The sequence below is a fragment of the Tenacibaculum aquaeponti genome (genome assembly GCF_052084715.1).
Classification (GTDB): domain Bacteria; phylum Bacteroidota; class Bacteroidia; order Flavobacteriales; family Flavobacteriaceae; genus Polaribacter.
Map to the genome: position 1 here is coordinate 1,146,889 of NZ_CP197288.1, position 21,144 is coordinate 1,168,032.

A 21,144-nucleotide genomic window follows, 5' to 3' on the forward strand; every position below is an offset into this window, starting at 1 on the left:
TTTTTCAAGTAGATTATAATTACATACTTATTTTTAAATCTGAAGTTTGAATCGGTTCTTTTGCCAACTTATTTAAGACCTCTGGTGTTTTACTATGTAATAATTGAATGATTCTGTGTGGTGCAAAGACGTATTTTCTACGATCAACTTCATTCCATTTTTGATAGGTTTGTTTTGAGAAAAAACCGCCTTCAGTAAATGTACTACCAGAAAAAACCTCATCAGTTTTAAATGATAAAGCGTACGATTCTAATGGAATCTGTTTTTTAGCAATTCCTTCTAATATTGCATGTGTTATCTTATTTTCATCTTTAGCAAACACATTATGAAGTGGACCTAAATCTAATCGCTTGATATATTTCGGATGAATATCACCAAGTTTTCTATCGATATTATGCGCCATCATATCTAACGCCATTTTTCTATCTGCAGTTTCTTTTAATACTTTATATAAAGGCTCTTTAAAGTCGTTAGATTTTCTTCCTCCATAATCAAAATACATAAAACAGATATAAGGTCTATTGTCAGAAACATCATAAAAACTCCAACTAGTAATATATTTAGCAGGACTATTTTCTGGTGCATTAATTACCTTTCCCTGTACAAACTTCTTAAAAATATACTTTGGATTAACAGAATTATAATACACTATAGATGCAGCTTGAAACAATCTTCTTCTTTTAATTGGCTCTTTTTTACGCAATAGTGTATCTAAAAATTCTTCTTTAATATCATCTACATTCTCAAGTTTACTAATGTATTCATTTCTTAAATCTAAATCATTGTAGAGATACCTAAATTCTAAATAATTAGGAAAACCAGATTCTGTAAGATCTATTTTCATATTCTCTTCTTCATCATACATATATTTAATACGCATGGCTTCAATGGAATACAAGAATAAATCTGAATATTGTTTAAATATGGTTAATTCTTGATGACTACATAAATTCTGCCTCTGAATATTCACCAATAATTCTTTTAGAATAAAGTCCAACATTTTATGGTAAAAAACATATTGTTCTTTCGAATCTAGTGTTGCAGAATCTAAAGGAGTTACAATCATATTTTATTATATATTTCTAAAAAATCTTATAAAAATTTTGATAAAAAAAGCGGTAAAAGATTACCGCTTATATATATGTTACGATAATAAATCGTCATCACTTGTTTCTGGTTCTGGATCATTTGAAGGCTCATCTCCTCCTCCAGTTGGAGCAGTTCCGTCAGCTTTATAATAATCTTCAAATAATTCTTTCATGTCAATTCCGTAACGATCTGCAAAGTTCTTTTGAATCTCAGAATCTTTCTCTCTAATTTCTTGTAATGCTTCTGCATAAGAACTATATACACCTTGCATTACTTTTTCATGTACCGGAATATTATCCATCATTTCTTGACGAGCTTTAGCACTTGCTGTATGCATAGCTGCTAAAGTTTCACCAATATGCTCATCTGTTTTTACACCTAAATGCTCTAAAATAGCAGCAAACTCTTGATCTGTTCTTGCCTTTAAAGCTACGATATAACCATCATAATATTTTAAACGCTCTTCAGTATCTGATTTTAATTTTGCTCTATGAGTTTGTAAATTACTGCGTAAAGATGTTAATACTTTAATTGTTAAGTTATGCTTGTGCACAAAACTATCTTTACTTGCTGCTAAAGTAGTATAAGCACTTTTTAACCCTTCTAATTCTTCTACTTTTTGCTCTAAAGATGTTACTTTACCAATAGCTTCAGAATATTCAGTTGATTGTTTATCTGCAATCTCTTCTAATTCTTGACGCGCTTGTTTTAATAAAGCATACTGCTCTTCTAACTGAGCTTCTACTTCTTTTTTCTTCTCTAAAGCTTTTGTATGGTTTTTAGAAGCTTCTACTATCGCTGTTTGTAATTTTTCTTCAACCTCTTTGATTTCAATTTCACGATTTTTCAAACGTGTAACTGCCGCTTGAGATTTATATGATAATTCACTTAATAATGTTTGAACATCTGCACTTTCAATACGTTCTTGAAACTTAGCTTTAGCTTTATTATCTGCGCTACTTCTAGTTTTCTCAGCCTGCTTCAAAGCTTCTTCAGCTTTTTGAATTTTACTCTTTCTTCCCCAAAGGTTATTCCACCAAGTATCTGGTTTATTTTGAGCATCTTCTAATTCAATTCTAGCTCTTTCTAATGCTTTTTGAGCATCATCTATAATTTTTTGTTCTTCTGCATTTAATGAAGAAAATTTTTCAAAAATAATACCTACTTCGTCTTGATAATCTGTTAAATCCTTAATCGCATCTAATAAAGTAGTTCTATCTTTTTCCGCCATATTCACAACATCATCTAATGTTGCATTTAATATTTTTTGACGTGTTTGTGGATCGTCTTCTTGAGCAAGCTTAGATTTCATAGTATCTATAGCCTTACCCCAGTTCACATCTACTTTTTCAGTTCTCTCATTAGAATTTGTTTCTAGTAAATCAAAATCATCAGACATTTCGTGTAAGTTTTTTAGTTGTACAATTTTTAAAGTTAGCAATTTCGTTAAAAAATATTATTTCAAAAAATAAATATTCAACAATTATAAGTATCCTTTTTACCTAAAATGTTACAATAAATTATTTAAAAAAGAAAAGCCACCTAGAAATCAGGCAGCTTTTCACTTCAAACTAGAAATTTATGTAAACAAACAACTCTCTAAAACTCACAAAAAGTTTCAGTATTAATTTTAAATATTTACTGAAGTTTCTTCCAAAACTGCTTCAGTACTTTTCACTTCAAATTGATTTGATGTATTCTTTTCTCCTCCTGCTTTAAGCGCATTATCTCCTGAGAAGAATGTTTTATGGTCGTCACCTAAATCAGAACCTGCCATTCTTTGGTGCTTCACACAAGAAACTCCTTTTCTAATTTCTTGTCTTTGTACTCCTTTTACATATGCTAACATTCCTTCTTCACCGAAGTAACCTTCAGTTAAATCATTCATATGTAAAGCGGTTGTATGATATGTTGGCAACGTAATTAAATGATGGAAGATTCCAGCTTCTCTAGAACTATCTTGTTGGAAAGTTCTAATTTTTTCATCTGCACGATTAGACAACTCTGTTCCATCATAAGCCACATCCATTAAATTAGCTCTATCGTAAGCAGAAACATCTTCTCCAGCTTCAACCATAGCATCGTAAACTTGCGTACGGAAGTTTAATGTCCAGTTAAATGAAGGTGAATTGTTATATACTAATTTTGCATTTGGAATTACTTCTCTAACTCTATTTACCATTGCAGCAATCTGACCTACATGTGGAGTTGGAGTTTCAATCCATAATAAATCTGCTCCATTTTGTAAACTTGTAATACAATCTAAAACAACTCTATCAATGTTAGTTCCTTCTCTGAACTTATATAATCCGTTCGCTAATCTTACAGGACGAACTAATTTTCCATCTCTTTTTAATAATACTTCGTTGTTAGAAACCTCATCGATAGAAACCTCTTCACATTCTACGAAATCTAAATATTGAGAAGCTAAATCTCCTGGCTCTTGACTTACTGGTAATTTTTGAGTTAAACCAGCTCCTTCAGAATCTGTTCTTGCTACGATAACTCCATCTTCAACTCCTAATTCTAAAAACGCATAACGAACAGCATTTAATTTCGCTACGAAATCTTCATGAGGTACAGTTACTTTTCCATCTTGGTGACCACATTGTTTTGCGTCAGAAACTTGGTTTTCGATCTGAATAGCACATGCACCAGCCTGAATCATTTTCTTAGCTAATAAGTAAGTAGCTTCTTCGTTTCCGAAACCAGCATCAATATCAGCAATAATTGGCACTACATGAGTTTCAAAATTATCGATTTGATTTTGTACATCTTCTCCAGCTTCTAATCTTCTGAATAAATCGTTTAATTCGATTGCATCTGCCTGACGTAAGAAATCATAAATCTCTTCGATTAATCCAGGTACAGCTGTTTTTTCGTGCATTGACTGATCAGGTAACGGTCCGAATTCAGAACGTAATGCAGCGACCATCCAACCAGATAAGTATAAATATCTTTTACTTGTAGTTTTGTAATGTTTCTTTACTGAAATCATTTTTTGCTGAGCTACAAATCCATGCCAGCACCCTAACGATTGTGTGTAATTAGCAGGATCAGCATCATAAGCTTCCATATCTTCTCTCATGATAGAAGCAGTGTACTTAGCAATATCTAAACCAGTTTTAAAACGATTTTGAGTTGCCATTCTTGCTGCATTTTCAGGACTAATAGCACTCCATGAATTCCCGAATTTTTCCTTTAAAGTTCTTACAGTTTCTAAAGCTGAACTATAACTTCCTTGTGCTAAATTTTTCATAATATTGTATCCGCTATTGAGTTATTTTATTTATTAATGACTCGCCCTTTAAATGTTGCCGCATTTTTAGGGCTTTTTTTATTTTTAATTATATGTATTGATACGCTGGTAAGGTTAAAAACTCTTCAAAGTCTTCAGATAACACTAAGTCATCAAACAATTGAATCGCTAATTCAAATCTTCTAGACTCAAAAGCTGCTTCACCAACTAATTCTTTAATTTTTTCTATCTCTTGAGCTTTAAACTCATTGTACATTTCTATATCAAAAATTCTTTCATCTTCTAATCGAACTCCTTTGTGTAGCCATTGCCAGATTTGTGTTCTAGAAATTTCTGCCGTTGCTGCATCTTCCATTAAGTTATATAATGCTGCTGCTCCATTTCCTGACAACCAACTTTCGATATATAAAATACCCACATTGATATTTTCACGAATTCCTTTTTCAGTTACAGTTCCTGTTGGCAATTCCACTAACTCCTCTTCTGTAACCACTAAATCTTCACGTTTGTTATCAACTTGATTTGGAGTTGGCATGTGCTCATTAAAAACATCCATTGCTACTTTAACTAAAGCTGGATGAGCAACCCAAGTTCCATCGTGACCATTTTTTACTTCTTGAAGTTTATCACGTTCTACTTTTGCATAAGCTGCTTTGTTTGCTTCCTCATTATTTTTAACAGGAATTTGCGCTGCCATTCCACCCATTGCATGAACTCTTCTTACATGACAACGTTGAACTACGCGTTGAGAATATGCTTTCATAAATGGCGAGCTCATTGTTACCTGAGCACGATCTGGAACTAAAAACCCTTCATGATTTCTAAACTTCTTTATATAAGAGAAGATGTAATCCCATCGACCACAATTAAGCCCAGCCATATGATCTTTTAATTCGTATATAATTTCATCTAATTGAAAACTTGCTGTAATTGTTTCAACAAGAACTGTAGCTTTAATAGTATCTTGAGCAATACCTAAATAATCTTGCGCAAAAACAAATACTTCATTCCACCAACGAGCTTCTAAGTAATGTTCTAATTTTGGTAAATAAAAATATGTTGCTGAACCTTGTTCTTGTAATACTTTAATATTATGAAAGAAGTACAATCCGAAATCTACTAAAGAACCCGACATTTCTTCTCCATCCACTACAAAATGTCTTTCATTTAAATGTAAACCTCTTGGTCTTACCAATAATAAAGCTGTTTCTTCATTCAACTGATACGTTTTATCTTTCTTTTCATTGTAAAACGAAATCGTTTTCGTATTTGCGTCAAATAAATTTTGTTGACCATTTAGTATATTAGAAATTGTTGGAGCATTACTATCTTCAAAATCTGCCATAAAAGTTTTAGCACCAGAATTTAAAGCATTAATCATCATTTTTCTATCAACCGGACCTGTAATCTCAACCCTTCTATCTAATAAATCTTGAGGCAAAGGTTTACAAACCCAATCTGAATTTCTTATTGAAACTGTTTCTTCTGGAAACGAAGGAAAATTCCCTTCATCAAAATACACTTGCATCTTGACTCTTTCCTTTAGCAACTCCAATCTTTTAGCATTAAACCTATTGTGTAACTCGACTAAAAAAACTTTAGCTTCTGGAGTTAAAATTGATTGATAAGACTGTTCTTCAAATCCCTTGAATTGAATCTCATTTAACATTGCTTTTGTTTCCATTTTTCTTCTTTTTAAAAAACTACACCACAATGATATAAAATATTTTCGGTCTCCACAAGCGAACGTTCGCTAAATTTTAAAAAAAATTAATTTTTATAAGTTCGCTTTATTCTTTACATTTGATTTTATGATCATAGAAGACGAATATATTCGCCTAATTTTTGGGCTAAAACTGAAGCAAATACGAACAGAGAAAAACCTTTCATTATTTGGCTTGGCTAAACTTACTGGTTTATCTAAATCGTATTTAAATGAAATAGAGAAAGGAAAAAAATATCCTAAAACAGATAAGATTGCAATTCTTTCGGATAGTTTAGAAGTTCCTTATGATCATTTGGTTTCTTTAAAGCTTGATAAAAACCTAGCTCCTATTGGAGAAATTTTACAATCTAAAATTCTAAAGGAAATTCCGTTAGACTTATTCGGTATTCAAGAAAATAACTTGATAGATATTGTTGCTAATGCTCCTGCTAAAGTGAATGCTTTTATTAGTACAATAATTAAAATATCACAGAATTATAATTTAACTCGAGAAAGTTTCTTCTTAGCATCTTTACGTTCTTACCAGGAAGCACACAACAATTATTTTGAAGACATTGAAGATAATGTTGAAAAGTTTGCAAAGTCGTATCATATAGATTTAACTAAAGAAATTACTTCTGCAGATTTAGAAGAAGTTTTAAAAGAAGAATTCAATTATAAAATAGATACCGAAGAATTATCTAAACATAAAAACTTAACAGATTTACGAAATATATATATCCCAAAAAAGAATACACTTTTATTAACTAATGAAATTTCTGAAGCTCAAAAAACTTTTATTCTTGCCAAAGAAATTGCCTACAACTTTTTAAAAATAGAAGATCGTTTGTATACTTTTCCTTGGATAAAGTTTGAAAGTTTCGATCAGGTTTTAAATAATTTTATTGCTTCTTATTTCGCTGGAGCATTAATTATTCCAAAGAAAAAATTAATCCAGCAGTTGAAAGAACTATTCGATAAAGAAGATTGGAATCCGCTACGACTACATAAAATCATTAAAAGTTATAATTGTTCAGACGAGACTTTTTATCAGCGTTTAACTAATATTTTACCAAAAGCTTTTAACATTAAAAACCTGTTCTTTTTACGATTCACTTATAAAAAAGATGCACCAAAATATCGATTAAGCAAAGAGTTACATATCACACAACAACAATCGCCACACGCAAATAGAAATCAAGAGCACTATTGTAGAAGATGGGTTTCATTAAAAACAATACAAAATTTTATTGCTTCTGATCAAAAAAAATCAGCATCAGGAATTCAAATTTCTTCATATCAAAATTCAAACAACGAATACTTAGTGCTATCATCAGCAAATAAAGACCCTTTCAAAAAAGATATATATAGAAGTATCAGTATAGGCATGCTTCTATCTCCACATTTAAAAAGAAAAGTAAACTTTTTAAAAGAAGACACTTTTGAGAAACAATTGGTAGGTGTCACCTGTGAATCTTGTTCTGTAAAAAACTGTGAAGAACGCGTATCTGAACCATGGATTTTAGAGAAAAGAGCACGATACAAAGAAATAGAGAATACAGTTAATAATATTATAAAATCCTATACTTAAGAGCTAAAAAAATCTGCATTGATTTTGTTATTTTAGCAATCACAAAACAAACAAACTACTTTATGGATATTAACTTCAATAAAAACGAAGATCATAATAAACTATTAGCATCGGATTTAAGACAACGATTAGCTAAAGTTAAATTAGGTGGTGGTGAAAAAAGAATTCAAAAACACCACGAAAAAGGAAAGTTAACTGCCCGTGAACGAATTGAATATTTATTAGACAACGATACAGACAGCATAGAAATCGGTGCTTTTGCTGGAGAAGGTATGTATACCGAACACGGTGGATGTCCTTCTGGAGGTGTAGTTATCAAAATTGGTTATGTAAAAGGTAAACAATGTATCGTTGTAGCAAACGATGCGACTGTAAAGGCAGGAGCTTGGTTCCCTATTACAGGGAAGAAAAATTTAAGAGCTCAAGAAATTGCAATAGAAAATAGATTACCAATTATTTACTTAGTGGATTCTGCTGGTGTGTATTTACCAATGCAAGATGAGATTTTTCCAGACAAAGAACATTTCGGAAGAATTTTTAGAAATAATGCCGTAATGAGTAGCATGGGAATTACTCAAATTGCTGCAGTTATGGGAAGCTGTGTTGCTGGTGGCGCTTATTTACCAATTATGAGTGATGAAGCTTTAATCGTAGATAAAACAGGAAGTATTTTCTTAGCAGGAAGTTATTTAGTGAAAGCCGCTATTGGTGAAGCTATTGATAACGAAACTTTAGGTGGAGCAACTACGCATTGTGAGATTTCTGGAGTTACTGATTATAAAGCTAAAGATGATAAAGATGCTTTAGATAGGATCAAAAATGTGATGGACAAAATCGGTGACTTTGACAAAGCTGGATACAATAGAATTGAAAGCAAAGCACCTGCAAAAGATGAAAATGAAATCTTCGGAATTTTACCAAAAGCTCGTCATGAACAATATGATATGATGGAAATTATTGAACGTTTAGTTGATGATTCTGAATTTGATGAATATAAAGCTGGTTACGGACAAACGATAATTACGGGTTACGCAAGAATTGATGGTTGGGCTGTTGGAATTGTAGCGAATCAACGAAAGATTGTAAAGTCAAAAGGCGCTAAAACTAAACCTAGTGAAATGCAATTTGGAGGAGTTATTTACTCTGATTCTGCGGATAAAGCTACTCGTTTTATAGCCAACTGTAATCAAAAGAAAATTCCTTTAGTTTTCTTACAAGATGTAACTGGATTTATGGTAGGAAGTAAATCTGAACATGGAGGAATTATTAAAGACGGAGCAAAAATGGTAAATGCTGTAAGTAATTCGGTAGTTCCTAAATTTACTATTGTAATAGGAAACTCTTATGGTGCTGGAAACTATGCCATGTGTGGAAAAGCTTACGATCCAAGATTAATTGCAGCTTGGCCAAGTGCTGAGTTAGCTGTGATGAGTGGAGCTTCAGCTGCAAAAGTTTTATTACAAATAGAAACAGCTGCTTTAAAGAAAAAAGGTGAAGAAATCACAAAAGAAAAAGAAGCAGAATTATTCAATAAAATAAAATCTAGATACGACGAGCAAATCTCTCCATATTATGCAGCAGCAAGAATTTGGACAGATGGAGTTATTAACCCATTAGACACAAGAAAATGGGTTTCAATGGGAATAGAAGCAGCTAATCATGCTCCAATTGAAAAACCTTTTAACTTAGGTGTAATTCAGGTGTAAGTTTACTTAAATTATAATCACCAAGACATAAAAATTTAATTAAACACCATTAATTGTTAATGGTGTTTATTTTTTATAAATACTTTGATTTTTTTACATTTGCTAACATTAAATTAATCATAGTAAAAAATGGGAAGAGCATTTGAATTTAGAAAAGCACGAAAAATGAAACGTTGGTCAGCAATGGCGAAAACTTTTACTAGAATTGGTAAAGATATCGTAATGGCTGTTAAAGAAGGTGGACCTAATCCAGAAACCAATTCTCGTTTACGTGTTGTTATTCAAAATGCAAAGGCAGCTAATATGCCTAAAGACAATGTAGCACGTGCTATAAAAAAAGCCTCAGACAAAGATACTGCAAACTATAAGGAGGTTTTATTTGAAGGGTATGCACCTCACGGTATTGCTATTATAGTTGAAACAGCTACAAACAACAATAACAGAACTGTTGCCAATGTAAGAGCTGCTTTTAATAAGTATAATGGTAACTTAGGAACTTCAGGATCAGTTGTTTTTATGTTTGATCATGTAGTAAACTTTAAAGTAAAAGAAGAATCTTTAGGTATGGATCTTGAAGAATTTGAAATGGAAATGATCGATTTTGAAGTTGAAGAAGTTTTTACTGACGAAGAAGATAATAGCGTAATGCTATATGCTCCATTTGGACAATTTGGTGCTATTCAAGGATATTTAGAAGAAAATAACATTGAAATTGTTTCTTCTGAGTTTGAAAGAATCCCAACTACAACTACTCAACTTACCACAGAACAACAAGAAGATGTAGAAAAATTATTAGAACGCTTGGAAGAAGATGATGATGTAAACCAAGTGTATCACAGCATGGAAATTCAATAATTATATATTACACACTATGAAAAAGTTTTTATACTTAGCCATTTGCCTTATAATTCTATCTGCTTGCGGGCCATCTGAAAATGGAAATATCGACAGAACCCCTCTAGTAAATAGAGTTATATCTACAAGTTATGACAGCAATGATGTATTAATCTCTAGAAAAGTTTCTGATTATTTTTACAACTCTAATAATATGGTTAGTAAAATAAACATTAAAGTAGATGATTTTCAAAATCCTGAAAGAAGTTCAGAATACACAATTCGTATCAATTTAAAAGATAATAATAGTGATTATGATACTTACAATTATGTTTTAAAAAGAGAAAATATTAATAATATTGAACAAATAGATTATAACTATGAAGGTAATCTAGTTACCTCAACAACTTCAACTTATGATAATAATGAACAAGTAGATCAGTTTTATACATATAATACAAGAGATTTAGTTGTTGAATCTAAAAGAAACAACGTCACTTACAGATTTGAGTATGATGATCAAGATCAATTAATTGAGCGAACTTTCACCATACATTATCCTGATGGAACAGTTAGATTGTCGAGAACAATGAAATACTTATATTCAGACATTAAAAATCCTTTTTACAACCACACAGCTATTGCATATAAAAGAATACAGAATTCTCCTCAATTCATAAGATATAGAGATGATGAAACACTGGTTCATGTTGAAAAAAATGATTTTAACCAACCCGTTAACATTACCTTTTTAAACAACAACAACAGTAGAAAAGAAGTAAATTATCAATATTAAAAAAACACCGCTTAATGCGGTGTTTTTCTTTGTTAATTGGCACTTATATGAGCTTTAACCAATCGAACAAATTCACCCCTAAAACCTTCTTCATCCTTACCTTTTCCTTTCTTAGCAAGTTGAATAACATCTTCTATTTTCGAATCTCCTTTATATTTAGAACCTCTTAAATGCATTCCGAATAAAGCAACTGCTGATGTAAAGTTCATATCATCTGTAGCTACAGTAGTTTTATCTTTTACCGTTTTTATTAACTCTATACTTTTTTCTCCTTTTGGTTTTTTATATCTAAACTTTACCGTTAACAACTCATCATTATAATCATTCACTATAGCTTTTGTATACTTTAAATCTGGAATTGTTTTTAAATATTCGCTATTTACATCAACAGGAATAACTTCATACAAAGCTGTTACACTATGATTACTTCCTAATTCACCTGCATCTTTAGTATCATCTACGAAGTCTTCGTCATTTAACAATCTATTTTCATAACCTATTAAACGATATGCTTGAACTTTTTTAGGATTAAATTCAACCTGAATCTTTACATCTTTAGCAATTGTATACAAAGTACCTCCAAATTCTTTTCCAAACACTTTTTGAGCTTCTTGCATCGTATCTATATAAGCATGATTTCCATTTCCTTTATCTGCTAAAGTTTCCAACTTACTGTCTTTATAATTTCCATAACCAAAACCTAAAACCGATAAAAATACTCCTGATTTTCTTTTCTCTTCTATTAATGTTTTCATTGCTTTATCTGATGATGCACCAACATTAAAATCTCCATCAGTTGCTAGAATCACTCTATTATTTCCATTTCTCTTAAAGTTTTTCTCTGCAAGTTTGTATGCTAAATTAATTCCCTCTCCTCCTGCTGTTGAACCTCCAGCTCTAAGGTTATTTAATGCTTTTAAAATCTTTTCTTTATTATTTCCTGATGTAGGCTCTAACACAACTCCAGCCGCTCCTGCATAAACAACTATGGAAACTTTATCTTTCGCTCGTAATTGATTTACTAATAATTTAAATGCTTTTTTTAATAATGGCAATTTATTAAATCCTCGCATAGAGCCAGAAACATCTATTAAAAAAGTAAGATTAGAAGCTGGTAATTCATCTTGCTCATATTTTTTCCCTTGCAAACCTATACGAACTAATTTTGTAACATCATTCCATGGTGTATTAGTAACCTCTGTAGTAATTGAAAATGGATGTTTATCTTTTGGTTGCGGATATTGATATTCGAAATAATTAATCATTTCTTCTATTTTAACAGCATCTGCAGGAATTGAATTTCCTTTATTAATCATTCTTCTAATATTACTATACGATGCTTTATCTACATCAATTGAAAATGTAGATAAAGGAGATAATGTTACCCTTTCAAAATGATTCTCGTTTATCTCTTTATAACTTTCTTCATTTTCTATTTGATAATCTCCTTTTTTGGTTGTTATAATTACACAACCATTTCTACCTGAAGTTCCATATATAGCTGTTGCATTTTTAGGTTTTATAACATTAACACTTTTTATTTTTTCTGGATCAATATTCTGAAGTGTCTTATTTAAATTCTTTTTAACAGGAATTCCATCAATTATGAAAAGAGGATCTTTTGTACCTTCTAAACTAGAAGTCCCTCTAATTTTTAACTCTTTAGTTGGTGAAGAAATAAAACCTCTGTAATATAAATTTGCAGACATGTTATTTCGCCTTACTCTTCCTCTTTTAGTTTTTTCTTTTTTAGGCGCTGGAATCACTTTATTATATTGAACTGACTCTTCTGCATCATCTTCTACAGCTTCAATTACTTCGTTTATTATAACAATTTCTTCTAATTCAACTTTTTCAGCTTTCATAGAAACAGAAATTACGGAAGAAGTTTTCACCTTTCTTTCTTCTTTTTTAAATCCTATTAGTGAAAAAACCAAAATATCTCCTTTAGATGCTTTTATAACATACTTTCCATTAATGTCTGTCGTAGTTCCTTTCTTCGTGTTTTTTATTAAAACATTTACAAAAGGCAGTACATTATTCTGTTCATCGGATACTACACCTGTGATTGTTTTCTCTTGCGCGAATGAACAAGGAATGTATAGTATTAAAACAAGTAATTGAATTATTTTTTTCATAACTACAAAATTTATAGCATCAAAGCTATTTATAGTTATGAGTTTTTAAAACATAGAATTAGCGAAATGCTTATTTGAATGAGTAAACAGATTTTTATTTTTTAGATTTTATAAAAAATAAAAAGGCCAGTAGCTATGTAATACTGACCTTTTCTTCAACTAACTAAACACTAAAATTAGAAAGTTATGTTTCCAATTTCAATTTCATCATCTTTATTACTTAAACGAATAACTTTCACTTCTTTTACCTCATTTACTTTTCCGTAGTTCTTATATATTGTTACTTTTAAAGTAGTGGGACCTGATATTTTTTGTTCAGAACTTGAATAATAATCAACTTCAAAAGTATACTTTCCTTTTATCACTTTTTTAAGCATAAAAGCTTCAGGACCGAAACCTTCTAACATATCATTGGTTATGTAACCTCCTATTTTAGTTTTCCTATGTTTATACGAACATTTTTCACCATTTGGATCTGTAACCCATAAATCGATATCTGTATCATTATGATTCCAATCTATAGTAACAACTAAATCTAAGGCTACATCTTTTACGAATCTTTTATCGAAATGATTGGTTTTAAGTTTCTCTTTATACTTTCTTCTAATTTTATTCAATTCAAATAACGCTACAGTTTCAATCCCTTCATATCTTCTATCTTCATCTTTATCAACAAACTCACCATTTACAATTTGATATAATAGATCTATAGCTTTTTGATATTCTCCTATATCTTCGTAAACTAAAGCTAAATCACGATATGACTGAATATCTTCTGGCCTTAACTCTACAATCTGTTTATACATATGAATAGCTGAACTATACATTTTATACTCTTCAAATTTATAAGCTAATGATCGTAGTAACTCATAATTATCTAATTCTATTTCTGCTACATTAGACAATACTTGAATCGCTTTTTCTTCTTGATTTCTTTCTTTGAAGAAGTCTGCTACATCTATATAAAAAGATGGAGCATTACTATAATTAATTTGTAACTCTAAATACTTACTATAAGCTTCATCATTATTCTGGATTTTTTTAAGCTCTTTTAAATATGGTGTATCAGGATTCCAACCTTTTAATTCTATTTTACCTTCTACCATAGCTTCAAAAGCTTCTATATTTTTTTCATCTTCACTTTTAGCCTCATGTGTTGTAATAACAATCACTCCATTAGCCGCTCTATTTCCATAAATTTTTTGTCCATCTTCATCTTTAATCACATACATCGAAGCAATTTCACTTGGACTTAATTTCGGGTTTCCAGCTACTAATTTTCCATTAACAACATACAATGGTTTTGTACTTGATGAAATTGAACTTACACCTCTGATTGATATATTTGAATTTTCATTTTCTTGTACATTTATTCCTGAGACTTCTCCTTTCAAAACAGCAGAAACACTTGCTGAATGCGTGTTTTGTCTTTCTATCCCATATGCAATAACCACTACTTCCTCTAATACGTTGTCTTCTTCTAACCTTATATTATGAACAGAACTATTTGCTATTACTCTTTCTTCTGTTTTCATTCCTACAAAACTATATACTAACACATCTCCTGTTTGAACTGAAATAGAAAAATTCCCATCAAAATCTGTTTCTGTTCCTGTTCTAGTTCCTTTTATATAAACTTGTACTCCTGGTAAAGGCGCTGTTTCATCACTTACTGTTCCTTTTACTAAAAATGTCTCACCTTCTCCTGTTCTTACATTAGCTTGATTTGTTTGAGAATTCTCTTCGTTTGAAGTATTATTTCGATCACTTTCAACAGTTGTGTTGTTTGTTTCAACTCTTTCTACCGTAGCATTCACAGTCATATCTGTTTGTGCTACAAATTTTAGAGCTACATCATTTCTTGGTATTTCTTTATAGTCTTTGCTATACCATTCTAAAATTTCATCATAATCATCGAATAAATCATTTTGTAAACGCGCAATTCTTTCTTTTTTATCATTTACTTTTATGCTTAATAACTTATTGTATTCTTCAAGTAATTCATTGGGTGGTGTAATTTCATGAGTTACATAATCCTCTATTCTGTCTAAAACTAGCAGAGAGGTAAATGGACTTATAATTTGATACTCTTTACTTAGTTTTACTATAGCTCTTCTATTTTCTTCTTTTTGCACACTTAAATAATCAAGTTTTTTTTGTGCCCAAATTTTAGAGATGTAATTATTTTTTCTCTTGCTTTTCTTTAGCTTAAAACGTAATATTTTTAAAGTGTCTTTTCCTTTTCCTAAATAGACATTTATAATATCTTTTTTTCTAAATCCTTTTCCTAATAAGGCGAAGTTTGTTCCTATTCTACTACCTATCTCTGGGTAAGTCTCTATATTTTCATTTAAATCAGTTCCTAAAAATTGTAATTTATTCTGTTGAAACTTTTGAAATGCTTTTTTTATAGATTCATTCTTTAAATTGATATAATCTCCACCTGATTTTACAGCTGAATACTTTAATACATTATGATCTGCACTTCGTAGACTATTGACTACAAATGTCTTTTTATTAAAATTTATTTTACTTTCATCTAACGTATTTAATCCGTTGGTAAAAAAGATATGTAAGTTATTACTGTCTTGGTATGACTTTAAAAAATCAAAAGACGTTCCTCCATCAAAAGCAGTTGCTTTTAATTCTTCTTTTAATGATTTCCAAACTCCATTCGAAACTGAATATGTTAATTCGGTATGTTTCTTCAGATTAAACTTGACTAATTTTACTGATACATTTTTTACTTTTTGAAAATACGTTTCTAATAATTCTAATTCAGCATCTAGCTTTTTGCTTTCTTGAGATAAAGATGTATCCCAAAAAATAGTAATGCTGTTTTCTAACTTATTATTTGTTGATACATTTTCTAAAACCTTAGCGCAGTAAAAATATTCATTTGTTACAATTACTTTTTCTTTTGAAGTATTCAAAGGAATTTTAACCAATACTGGTTCTTTCACTTTAATACTTTTTCCATGATATTTACTTTGAAACTCGTCTTTTTCAGTATTATATTTAAAACTTGATAATAATCCTTTTTTAACTTTAGGGTTTCCTTTTTGATTTAAAACCTTGATATCTAAAGTATATTCCTCCATTTTATTTTTAAACTGAAAAGGAAGTTCATAGTAATAATTCTTATTGTTTAAAATCAATTGTTGCTGAACGCCTATTACAATTCTTTTATAACCTTTAGCCGGAATTGGATAAATTCTACTTTTGTAGTTATTTCCTTTTGTTTTCTCTAATAAGGCTGGATCTATTTTTTGTCGTATCGTACTTTCAAAAGCAACTCTTGCTTTTTCTTTTTCTACAATAACTGCTTCTCTTAAACTCCCATTAATATCTAAAGCATATCGAATTACAGACTGATTTTCTCCTAAAGGGAACAATAACTCTCCTTCTAAAACTCTATCATTCGGGTTATAAAAAGACATATCATAAGTAGTAAACGCTATATCTCCAATAATTGAAGTTTCTATTTTCAATTTCTTTACAGAGATTTCTTTTTCATCTATTTTTATCACAGGAACTTCCTGAGCATTAAGCTGACTCATGAAAGTAAGTGCAAGTATAAAAAGGGTAAATTTTAATTTCATACAATTTGATTTTCGATAAATGTATGAGAATTTACACTATAAAAAAGTGATGAATGAGTTACAACCTATTTTTGGTTAGTGAAAATGTATTTTTAGAAAGTTAGCGGTAATTTCCTATTTTAAGCTCTCGAAAAGATTAATTTGAATTATAATTTGAGTTTTTCGAGCGTTTTTTTACGCTGAATTTTTTGAGTTTCTGTTTCTATAAAATTAGGTAAAAAATGTACTTCTTTTGGAATTTCATATTTTGATAAACCTTTTACACTAGATAGCGAAAGATCATATTTTTCTCCTTCTACAATAAGAATTAACTTTTCTCCTAAAGTTTCATCTGGAAGACCAATTACAAAGAATCTACCATGAATTATTTGTGATAATTTTTCTTCTATTTTTTCTGGGCTTAGCTTTACTCCTCCAGAATTAATAATATTATCAAACCTACCCAACCATTCAAATTGATTATCTGAAATTAACCGAACCACATCATTTGTCACCACCAATTCATCTGATACTTTTGGAGCCTTAATAACCAAACAATTTCGATGATCTATACCGATTTCTACATTAGGTAAACTTTGGTAAAAAACTGGTTTTTCATTAAAATCATTCAATTTTTTTACAGCAATATGTGTAATGGTTTCTGTCATTCCATAAGTTGCAAAAATCTGAGTTTGATTATCCTGAATTTTATTTATTAATGCATTAGAAACTACTCCACCACCAACAATTATTTTTTTTATACGATGTAAATGCTGTAAAGAATTTTGCAATTGCATTGGAACCATTGCTGAAAAATCATAATCTTCTTTTGTCTTTGAAAGTGGATTAGAATCTACACTTACAACATCAAGCGACCAACCTAATGTTAATGCTCTAACCAACATCATTTTGCCAGCAATATAATCTGCAGAAAGACATAATAATGCTTTTGTACCTTCTTTTACATTGAAAAAGTTTCCAGTAGCTATTGCAGAGTTTTTCATAAACTCTTTCTTCAAAGAAATTGGTTTAGGTTTTCCTGTAGAACCAGAAGTTGTTACTACTAAATAATCTTCTTGATTGAACCAATCTACAAAGAAAGAATATATACTCTTTGAAATTGTTTTTGAATATGCTATTAATTCCTCTTCAGACTGAAAAGAAATTCCATTCAATTTAAAATTAAGATGCATTTTCCTCTACACCTTTTATGTCAATAATATTTTCTTGTGCAACAGGAACAGTAATATTTCCGAATAGTTTATCTTTCATATTTGTCCAACCATATTTTTTCGACAAAAAGAAAATTACAGCTGGATATATTACAAATACTGGTAAAAACATTTCTATACCAACAGAAGGTTCTGAATGATCTACATACAAGGCTTCTGTTTGAAAAACAGTCCAATTCGCTGTTACAAATACTGCAGCTATAATATTATTCGCTGCATGAAATCCTAGAGCAAGCTCTGTTCCTTCATCTAAAAGTGTTAACATTCCAAAAAACAAACCTGTTCCGATATAAAAAACCATACTGATGTATCCTAGTTTTTCAACTTCTGGGTTAGCTCCATGTAATAATCCAAAAACCACAGATGTTATGATAAGCGGCACCCATCTATTTTTAAAAAGAACTCCAAATCCTTGTAATAAATATCCTCTAAACAGTAACTCTTCGAAACTAGTTTGAAAAGGTAAAAACAGAAAAGAAACTAATACTAATGTAAAAAAAGGTACTGGTTTAAAATTCCATGTATAATTTTCTGGAGAGATTAAAATTCCTACAGCGGTAATAACAATTGCTACAACTGCCCAAATTACAAATGCGAACCAAAAGCGTTTCCAATCTATTTTTTTTCTTGAAGTAACTAAGGTTGTGAACTTTCTTTTGTGTATATATTTTATACAAACAATTAATGCGAGTAATCCAAAAATAAACATTAAAATCATTAGGAAGAGGTATAAATTACTATCGATACCTATTCCTAAAAAATTATTTTCAGCAGCTTTAGCAAAATCTCCCATATCATCAGAGAAAATTGCGGCTGAAATTAATAATGGAATTCCACCTATAATTTGCCAACCGAATAAAACTAAGAAAATACTAATTAGGTATAAATACCATTCGTTTCTTCCTTTAAATGCTTGCTGAATGTAATTCATTGTATTTTATTTTAAATTAAAATTCCAATCCAAAGTTGTATTGTATTGTAATTTCCCATTTTTCACCTCTAATGGACTATCGAAATTATTTGTAAATAAGCTTCCAGTTCCTAAGCCTTGAGGCATTTTATTTTTTAAAGTATATGTCCACTGTGCAATGGCATTTAAACCAATATTACTTTCTAAAGCAGAAGTAATCCACCAGTCGATATTATTATGTTCTGCAATATCAATCCATTCTTGACTTCCTTTAAATCCACCAACTAAAGTAGGTTTTAAAATAATGTATTGCGGATTAATATTTTGAATAAGCTTTTTCTTTTCTTCAGTAGAAAAAACACCAATCAATTCTTCATCTAAGGCAATTGGTAAAGGAGTTTTCTCACACAGTTTTGCCATTTCTTCATATTGACCTTGTTTTATCGGTTGTTCTATAGAATGTAATTCTAACTCAGACAAACGCCTTAATTTCCCTAATGCTTCATTTGGTGCAAAAGCTCCATTCGCATCTACGCGCAATTCAATTTCTTTCGAAGAAAATTCTTTTCTAATACTTTTTAATAATGCTAATTCTTCTTCAAAATTAATTGCACCAATTTTCATTTTTATACAAGAAAAGCCTTCATTTAATTTGTCTTGAATTTGAGATTTCATAAAATCTGCATCACCCATCCAAATTAATCCATTAATTGAAATTGGATCTTTCTTTTGTGTGAAATCAGAAGGAAATAATTCAAACTTATCTTGAGAATTTAGTGATAAAAAAGCTTGTTCAACACCAATTTGAATGGAAGGAAATTCGATAAGTTCTTCTAATAATTTCTCTAAACCTAAATTAATATTATTACAAGTCCAAATTAACTTGTCTTCATAATCTGGTCTATCATCAGCACTTAAACCTTTAAACACTCCACATTCTCCAATTCCTTGCTTCTCACCTTCATTTAAAAGAAGTAAATACGTTTCTTTTACTCTTAAAACACCTCTTGAAGTACCACTCGGACGTTTAAACTCTAAAGTATATTTTTGAAATTTAGCTTGAATCAATCTCTTAGTTTTTTTCTATGAAAGCTTTAAAATTATTTAAGTATTCTTGATCGATACTTTGTAATTTTCCTTTAAAATAAGGAAACAGACAACTTAAAATATAAGAACCACCGATACATCTCGAACTATTTTGAATTGTAGTATTTCCATCAGTAAAACTAAAAACGTAATCATCCGTTTTTAACATTGTTGGCGATTTAAATCGTAAAGTCACTTTCTCGTTAGGTACAAAAGCAATTACTTTTTCTTCTAAAGCAATTTCTTCACCATTATTATTCTTTACAACCATTTTATAAGTACTTCCTGTTTTCTCAGGTTTTTCATCAATAGCTTCTATTGATTGTACATCTGGAATCCAGTTTTTTATTTTAGAAGTATCATTAAACAATGAAAAAACTTCATCTATTGGTTTATTTACTGTGATCTGAGTTGTGTAAGTTGTTTCTTTAAAGAAAAGTCCTGTTGCAAAAAATACAATGGTTAAAGCTACAATTACTCCTAAAATTATTTTAATTCTTTTCATATTAGATTGTTATTGAAGCTCCGATTTCTATAATACTTAATTCTTTTCCTGCATCTGAAAATTGTTGTTTAGCATTATCTACATCAATTTCAATTGGTGGAAAAGTATTGAAATGACATCCAATTACTGAATTACACTCAACTAAATCACTTGCTATAATCGCATCTGTAATTCCCATTGTAAAATTATCTCCGATTGGAAAAACTGAAGCTGTTAATTTAGTCGTCATCGGAATTAATTTCATGTCCATTGTTACCGCTGTATCACCAGCAATATATAACGATTTATCTCCTGCAGTAATTACAAAACCACCTGGCTGACCACCGTAAGAACCATCTGCAAATGAAGATGTATGAATAGCATTTACATATTTAGCTGAAAAATGCTCTGTTTTAAAAGTTCCTCCATGATTTACTGGATGTCCTTTTAACTCTTTTGCTCCATAATACATTACGATTTCGTAATTAGAAACAATAGTAGCTCCAGTTCTCTCTGCTAAAACCTCTACATCTAAAACATGATCTTGATGAGCATGTGTTACTAAAATATAATCTGCTTTAATTGAATTTATATCGATGTCTTTTGCTAAAGGATTTCCGGTAATAAACGGGTCAACTATAATGTTAGTCCCGTTAATTTCTATTCCGAAACAAGCATGACCGTAAAATGTAATCTTCATATTTTTTAAATTGTTGTTTGTTTTTGTAGCGTA

Annotated in this window: 15 protein-coding genes; 4 read left to right on the forward strand and 11 right to left on the reverse strand. The window is 30.3% G+C overall.

The window, feature by feature from the left end; genetic code table 11:
- Window positions 1–19: 19 nt before the first annotated feature.
- The 4 genes from ACSIGC_RS05085 to aceB form a co-directional block, all read right to left on the reverse strand.
- Window positions 20–1,066, reverse strand: coding sequence for a hypothetical protein (locus ACSIGC_RS05085; protein ID WP_442267076.1), 1,047 nt, complete (start codon window positions 1,064–1,066; stop codon window positions 20–22).
- A gap of 78 nt (window positions 1,067–1,144) precedes the next feature.
- Window positions 1,145–2,488, reverse strand: a complete 1,344-nt coding sequence (locus ACSIGC_RS05090) for a microtubule-binding protein (protein ID WP_442267077.1) — start codon at window positions 2,486–2,488, stop codon at window positions 1,145–1,147.
- A 231-nt stretch (window positions 2,489–2,719) separates the two neighbouring features.
- Complete coding sequence (locus ACSIGC_RS05095) at window positions 2,720–4,348, reverse strand: isocitrate lyase (protein ID WP_442267078.1); 1,629 nt, start codon at window positions 4,346–4,348, stop codon at window positions 2,720–2,722.
- Between the two features lie 88 nt (window positions 4,349–4,436).
- Window positions 4,437–6,032, reverse strand: a complete 1,596-nt coding sequence (gene aceB, locus ACSIGC_RS05100; protein ID WP_442267079.1) for a malate synthase A — start codon at window positions 6,030–6,032, stop codon at window positions 4,437–4,439.
- 127 nt (window positions 6,033–6,159) lie between these two features.
- On the opposite strand from aceB, the gene ACSIGC_RS05105 reads away from it, so the two are divergent.
- The 4 genes from ACSIGC_RS05105 to ACSIGC_RS05120 all read left to right on the forward strand — a co-directional run bounded on the left by ACSIGC_RS05105 (window position 6,160) and on the right by ACSIGC_RS05120 (window position 10,980).
- Window positions 6,160–7,644, forward strand: a complete 1,485-nt coding sequence (locus ACSIGC_RS05105; protein WP_442267080.1) for a helix-turn-helix domain-containing protein — start codon at window positions 6,160–6,162, stop codon at window positions 7,642–7,644.
- Window positions 7,645–7,706: 62 nt separating this feature from the next.
- Entirely contained in the window at window positions 7,707–9,350 is a 1,644-nt protein-coding gene (locus ACSIGC_RS05110) for an acyl-CoA carboxylase subunit beta (RefSeq protein ID WP_442267081.1), read from the forward strand.
- Between the two features lie 129 nt (window positions 9,351–9,479).
- Complete coding sequence (locus ACSIGC_RS05115; RefSeq protein ID WP_442267082.1) at window positions 9,480–10,205, forward strand: YebC/PmpR family DNA-binding transcriptional regulator; 726 nt, start codon at window positions 9,480–9,482, stop codon at window positions 10,203–10,205.
- A gap of 16 nt (window positions 10,206–10,221) precedes the next feature.
- Entirely contained in the window at window positions 10,222–10,980 is a 759-nt protein-coding gene (locus ACSIGC_RS05120) for a hypothetical protein (RefSeq protein WP_442267083.1), read from the forward strand.
- A gap of 32 nt (window positions 10,981–11,012) precedes the next feature.
- Here ACSIGC_RS05120 and ACSIGC_RS05125 read toward each other — a convergent pair whose 3' ends face one another.
- From ACSIGC_RS05125 to ACSIGC_RS05155, 7 genes are all read right to left on the reverse strand, one after another.
- A complete protein-coding gene (locus ACSIGC_RS05125; protein WP_442267084.1) occupies window positions 11,013–13,118 on the reverse strand; it encodes a YfbK domain-containing protein in 2,106 nt (701 codons plus the stop codon).
- Between the two features lie 176 nt (window positions 13,119–13,294).
- Complete coding sequence (locus ACSIGC_RS05130) at window positions 13,295–16,720, reverse strand: VIT domain-containing protein (RefSeq protein ID WP_442267085.1); 3,426 nt, start codon at window positions 16,718–16,720, stop codon at window positions 13,295–13,297.
- A 146-nt stretch (window positions 16,721–16,866) separates the two neighbouring features.
- A complete protein-coding gene (locus ACSIGC_RS05135) occupies window positions 16,867–17,892 on the reverse strand; it encodes an AMP-binding protein (protein ID WP_442267086.1) in 1,026 nt (341 codons plus the stop codon).
- Window positions 17,882–18,862: a CPBP family intramembrane glutamic endopeptidase gene (locus ACSIGC_RS05140; RefSeq protein WP_442267087.1), complete on the reverse strand. Its 981-nt coding sequence runs from the start codon at window positions 18,860–18,862 to the stop codon at window positions 17,882–17,884. Before ACSIGC_RS05140 ends, ACSIGC_RS05135 begins: the two co-directional genes overlap by 11 nt.
- A 6-nt stretch (window positions 18,863–18,868) precedes the next feature.
- Entirely contained in the window at window positions 18,869–19,909 is a 1,041-nt protein-coding gene (locus ACSIGC_RS05145) for an o-succinylbenzoate synthase (RefSeq protein WP_442267088.1), read from the reverse strand.
- A gap of 4 nt (window positions 19,910–19,913) precedes the next feature.
- On the reverse strand, window positions 19,914–20,432 hold the full coding sequence (locus tag ACSIGC_RS05150) for an SRPBCC family protein (protein ID WP_442267089.1): 519 nt from the start codon (window positions 20,430–20,432) through the stop codon (window positions 19,914–19,916).
- Between the two features lies 1 nt (window position 20,433).
- Window positions 20,434–21,111 (reverse strand): metal-dependent hydrolase, encoded by a 678-nt coding sequence (locus ACSIGC_RS05155; RefSeq protein ID WP_442267090.1) that lies wholly within the window; start codon window positions 21,109–21,111, stop codon window positions 20,434–20,436.
- Window positions 21,112–21,144: the final 33 nt, after the last annotated feature.

What these genes read in the sequence shown, in the direction of transcription:
- ACSIGC_RS05140 (WP_442267087.1), bottom strand. Translation starts at nt 18,862, where the DNA reads ATGAATTACATTCAGCAAGCATTTAAAGGAAGAAACGAATGGTATTTA.
- ACSIGC_RS05085 (WP_442267076.1), bottom strand. Translation starts at nt 1,066, where the DNA reads ATGATTGTAACTCCTTTAGATTCTGCAACACTAGATTCGAAAGAACAA.
- ACSIGC_RS05120 (WP_442267083.1), top strand. Translation starts at nt 10,222, where the DNA reads ATGAAAAAGTTTTTATACTTAGCCATTTGCCTTATAATTCTATCTGCT.
- ACSIGC_RS05125 (WP_442267084.1), bottom strand. Translation starts at nt 13,118, where the DNA reads ATGAAAAAAATAATTCAATTACTTGTTTTAATACTATACATTCCTTGT.
- ACSIGC_RS05095 (WP_442267078.1), bottom strand. Translation starts at nt 4,348, where the DNA reads ATGAAAAATTTAGCACAAGGAAGTTATAGTTCAGCTTTAGAAACTGTA.
- ACSIGC_RS05110 (WP_442267081.1), top strand. Translation starts at nt 7,707, where the DNA reads ATGGATATTAACTTCAATAAAAACGAAGATCATAATAAACTATTAGCA.
- ACSIGC_RS05105 (WP_442267080.1), top strand. Translation starts at nt 6,160, where the DNA reads ATGATCATAGAAGACGAATATATTCGCCTAATTTTTGGGCTAAAACTG.
- aceB (WP_442267079.1), bottom strand. Translation starts at nt 6,032, where the DNA reads ATGGAAACAAAAGCAATGTTAAATGAGATTCAATTCAAGGGATTTGAA.
- ACSIGC_RS05115 (WP_442267082.1), top strand. Translation starts at nt 9,480, where the DNA reads ATGGGAAGAGCATTTGAATTTAGAAAAGCACGAAAAATGAAACGTTGG.
- ACSIGC_RS05090 (WP_442267077.1), bottom strand. Translation starts at nt 2,488, where the DNA reads ATGTCTGATGATTTTGATTTACTAGAAACAAATTCTAATGAGAGAACT.
- ACSIGC_RS05155 (WP_442267090.1), bottom strand. Translation starts at nt 21,111, where the DNA reads ATGAAGATTACATTTTACGGTCATGCTTGTTTCGGAATAGAAATTAAC.
- ACSIGC_RS05130 (WP_442267085.1), bottom strand. Translation starts at nt 16,720, where the DNA reads ATGAAATTAAAATTTACCCTTTTTATACTTGCACTTACTTTCATGAGT.
- ACSIGC_RS05135 (WP_442267086.1), bottom strand. Translation starts at nt 17,892, where the DNA reads ATGCATCTTAATTTTAAATTGAATGGAATTTCTTTTCAGTCTGAAGAG.
- ACSIGC_RS05150 (WP_442267089.1), bottom strand. Translation starts at nt 20,432, where the DNA reads ATGAAAAGAATTAAAATAATTTTAGGAGTAATTGTAGCTTTAACCATT.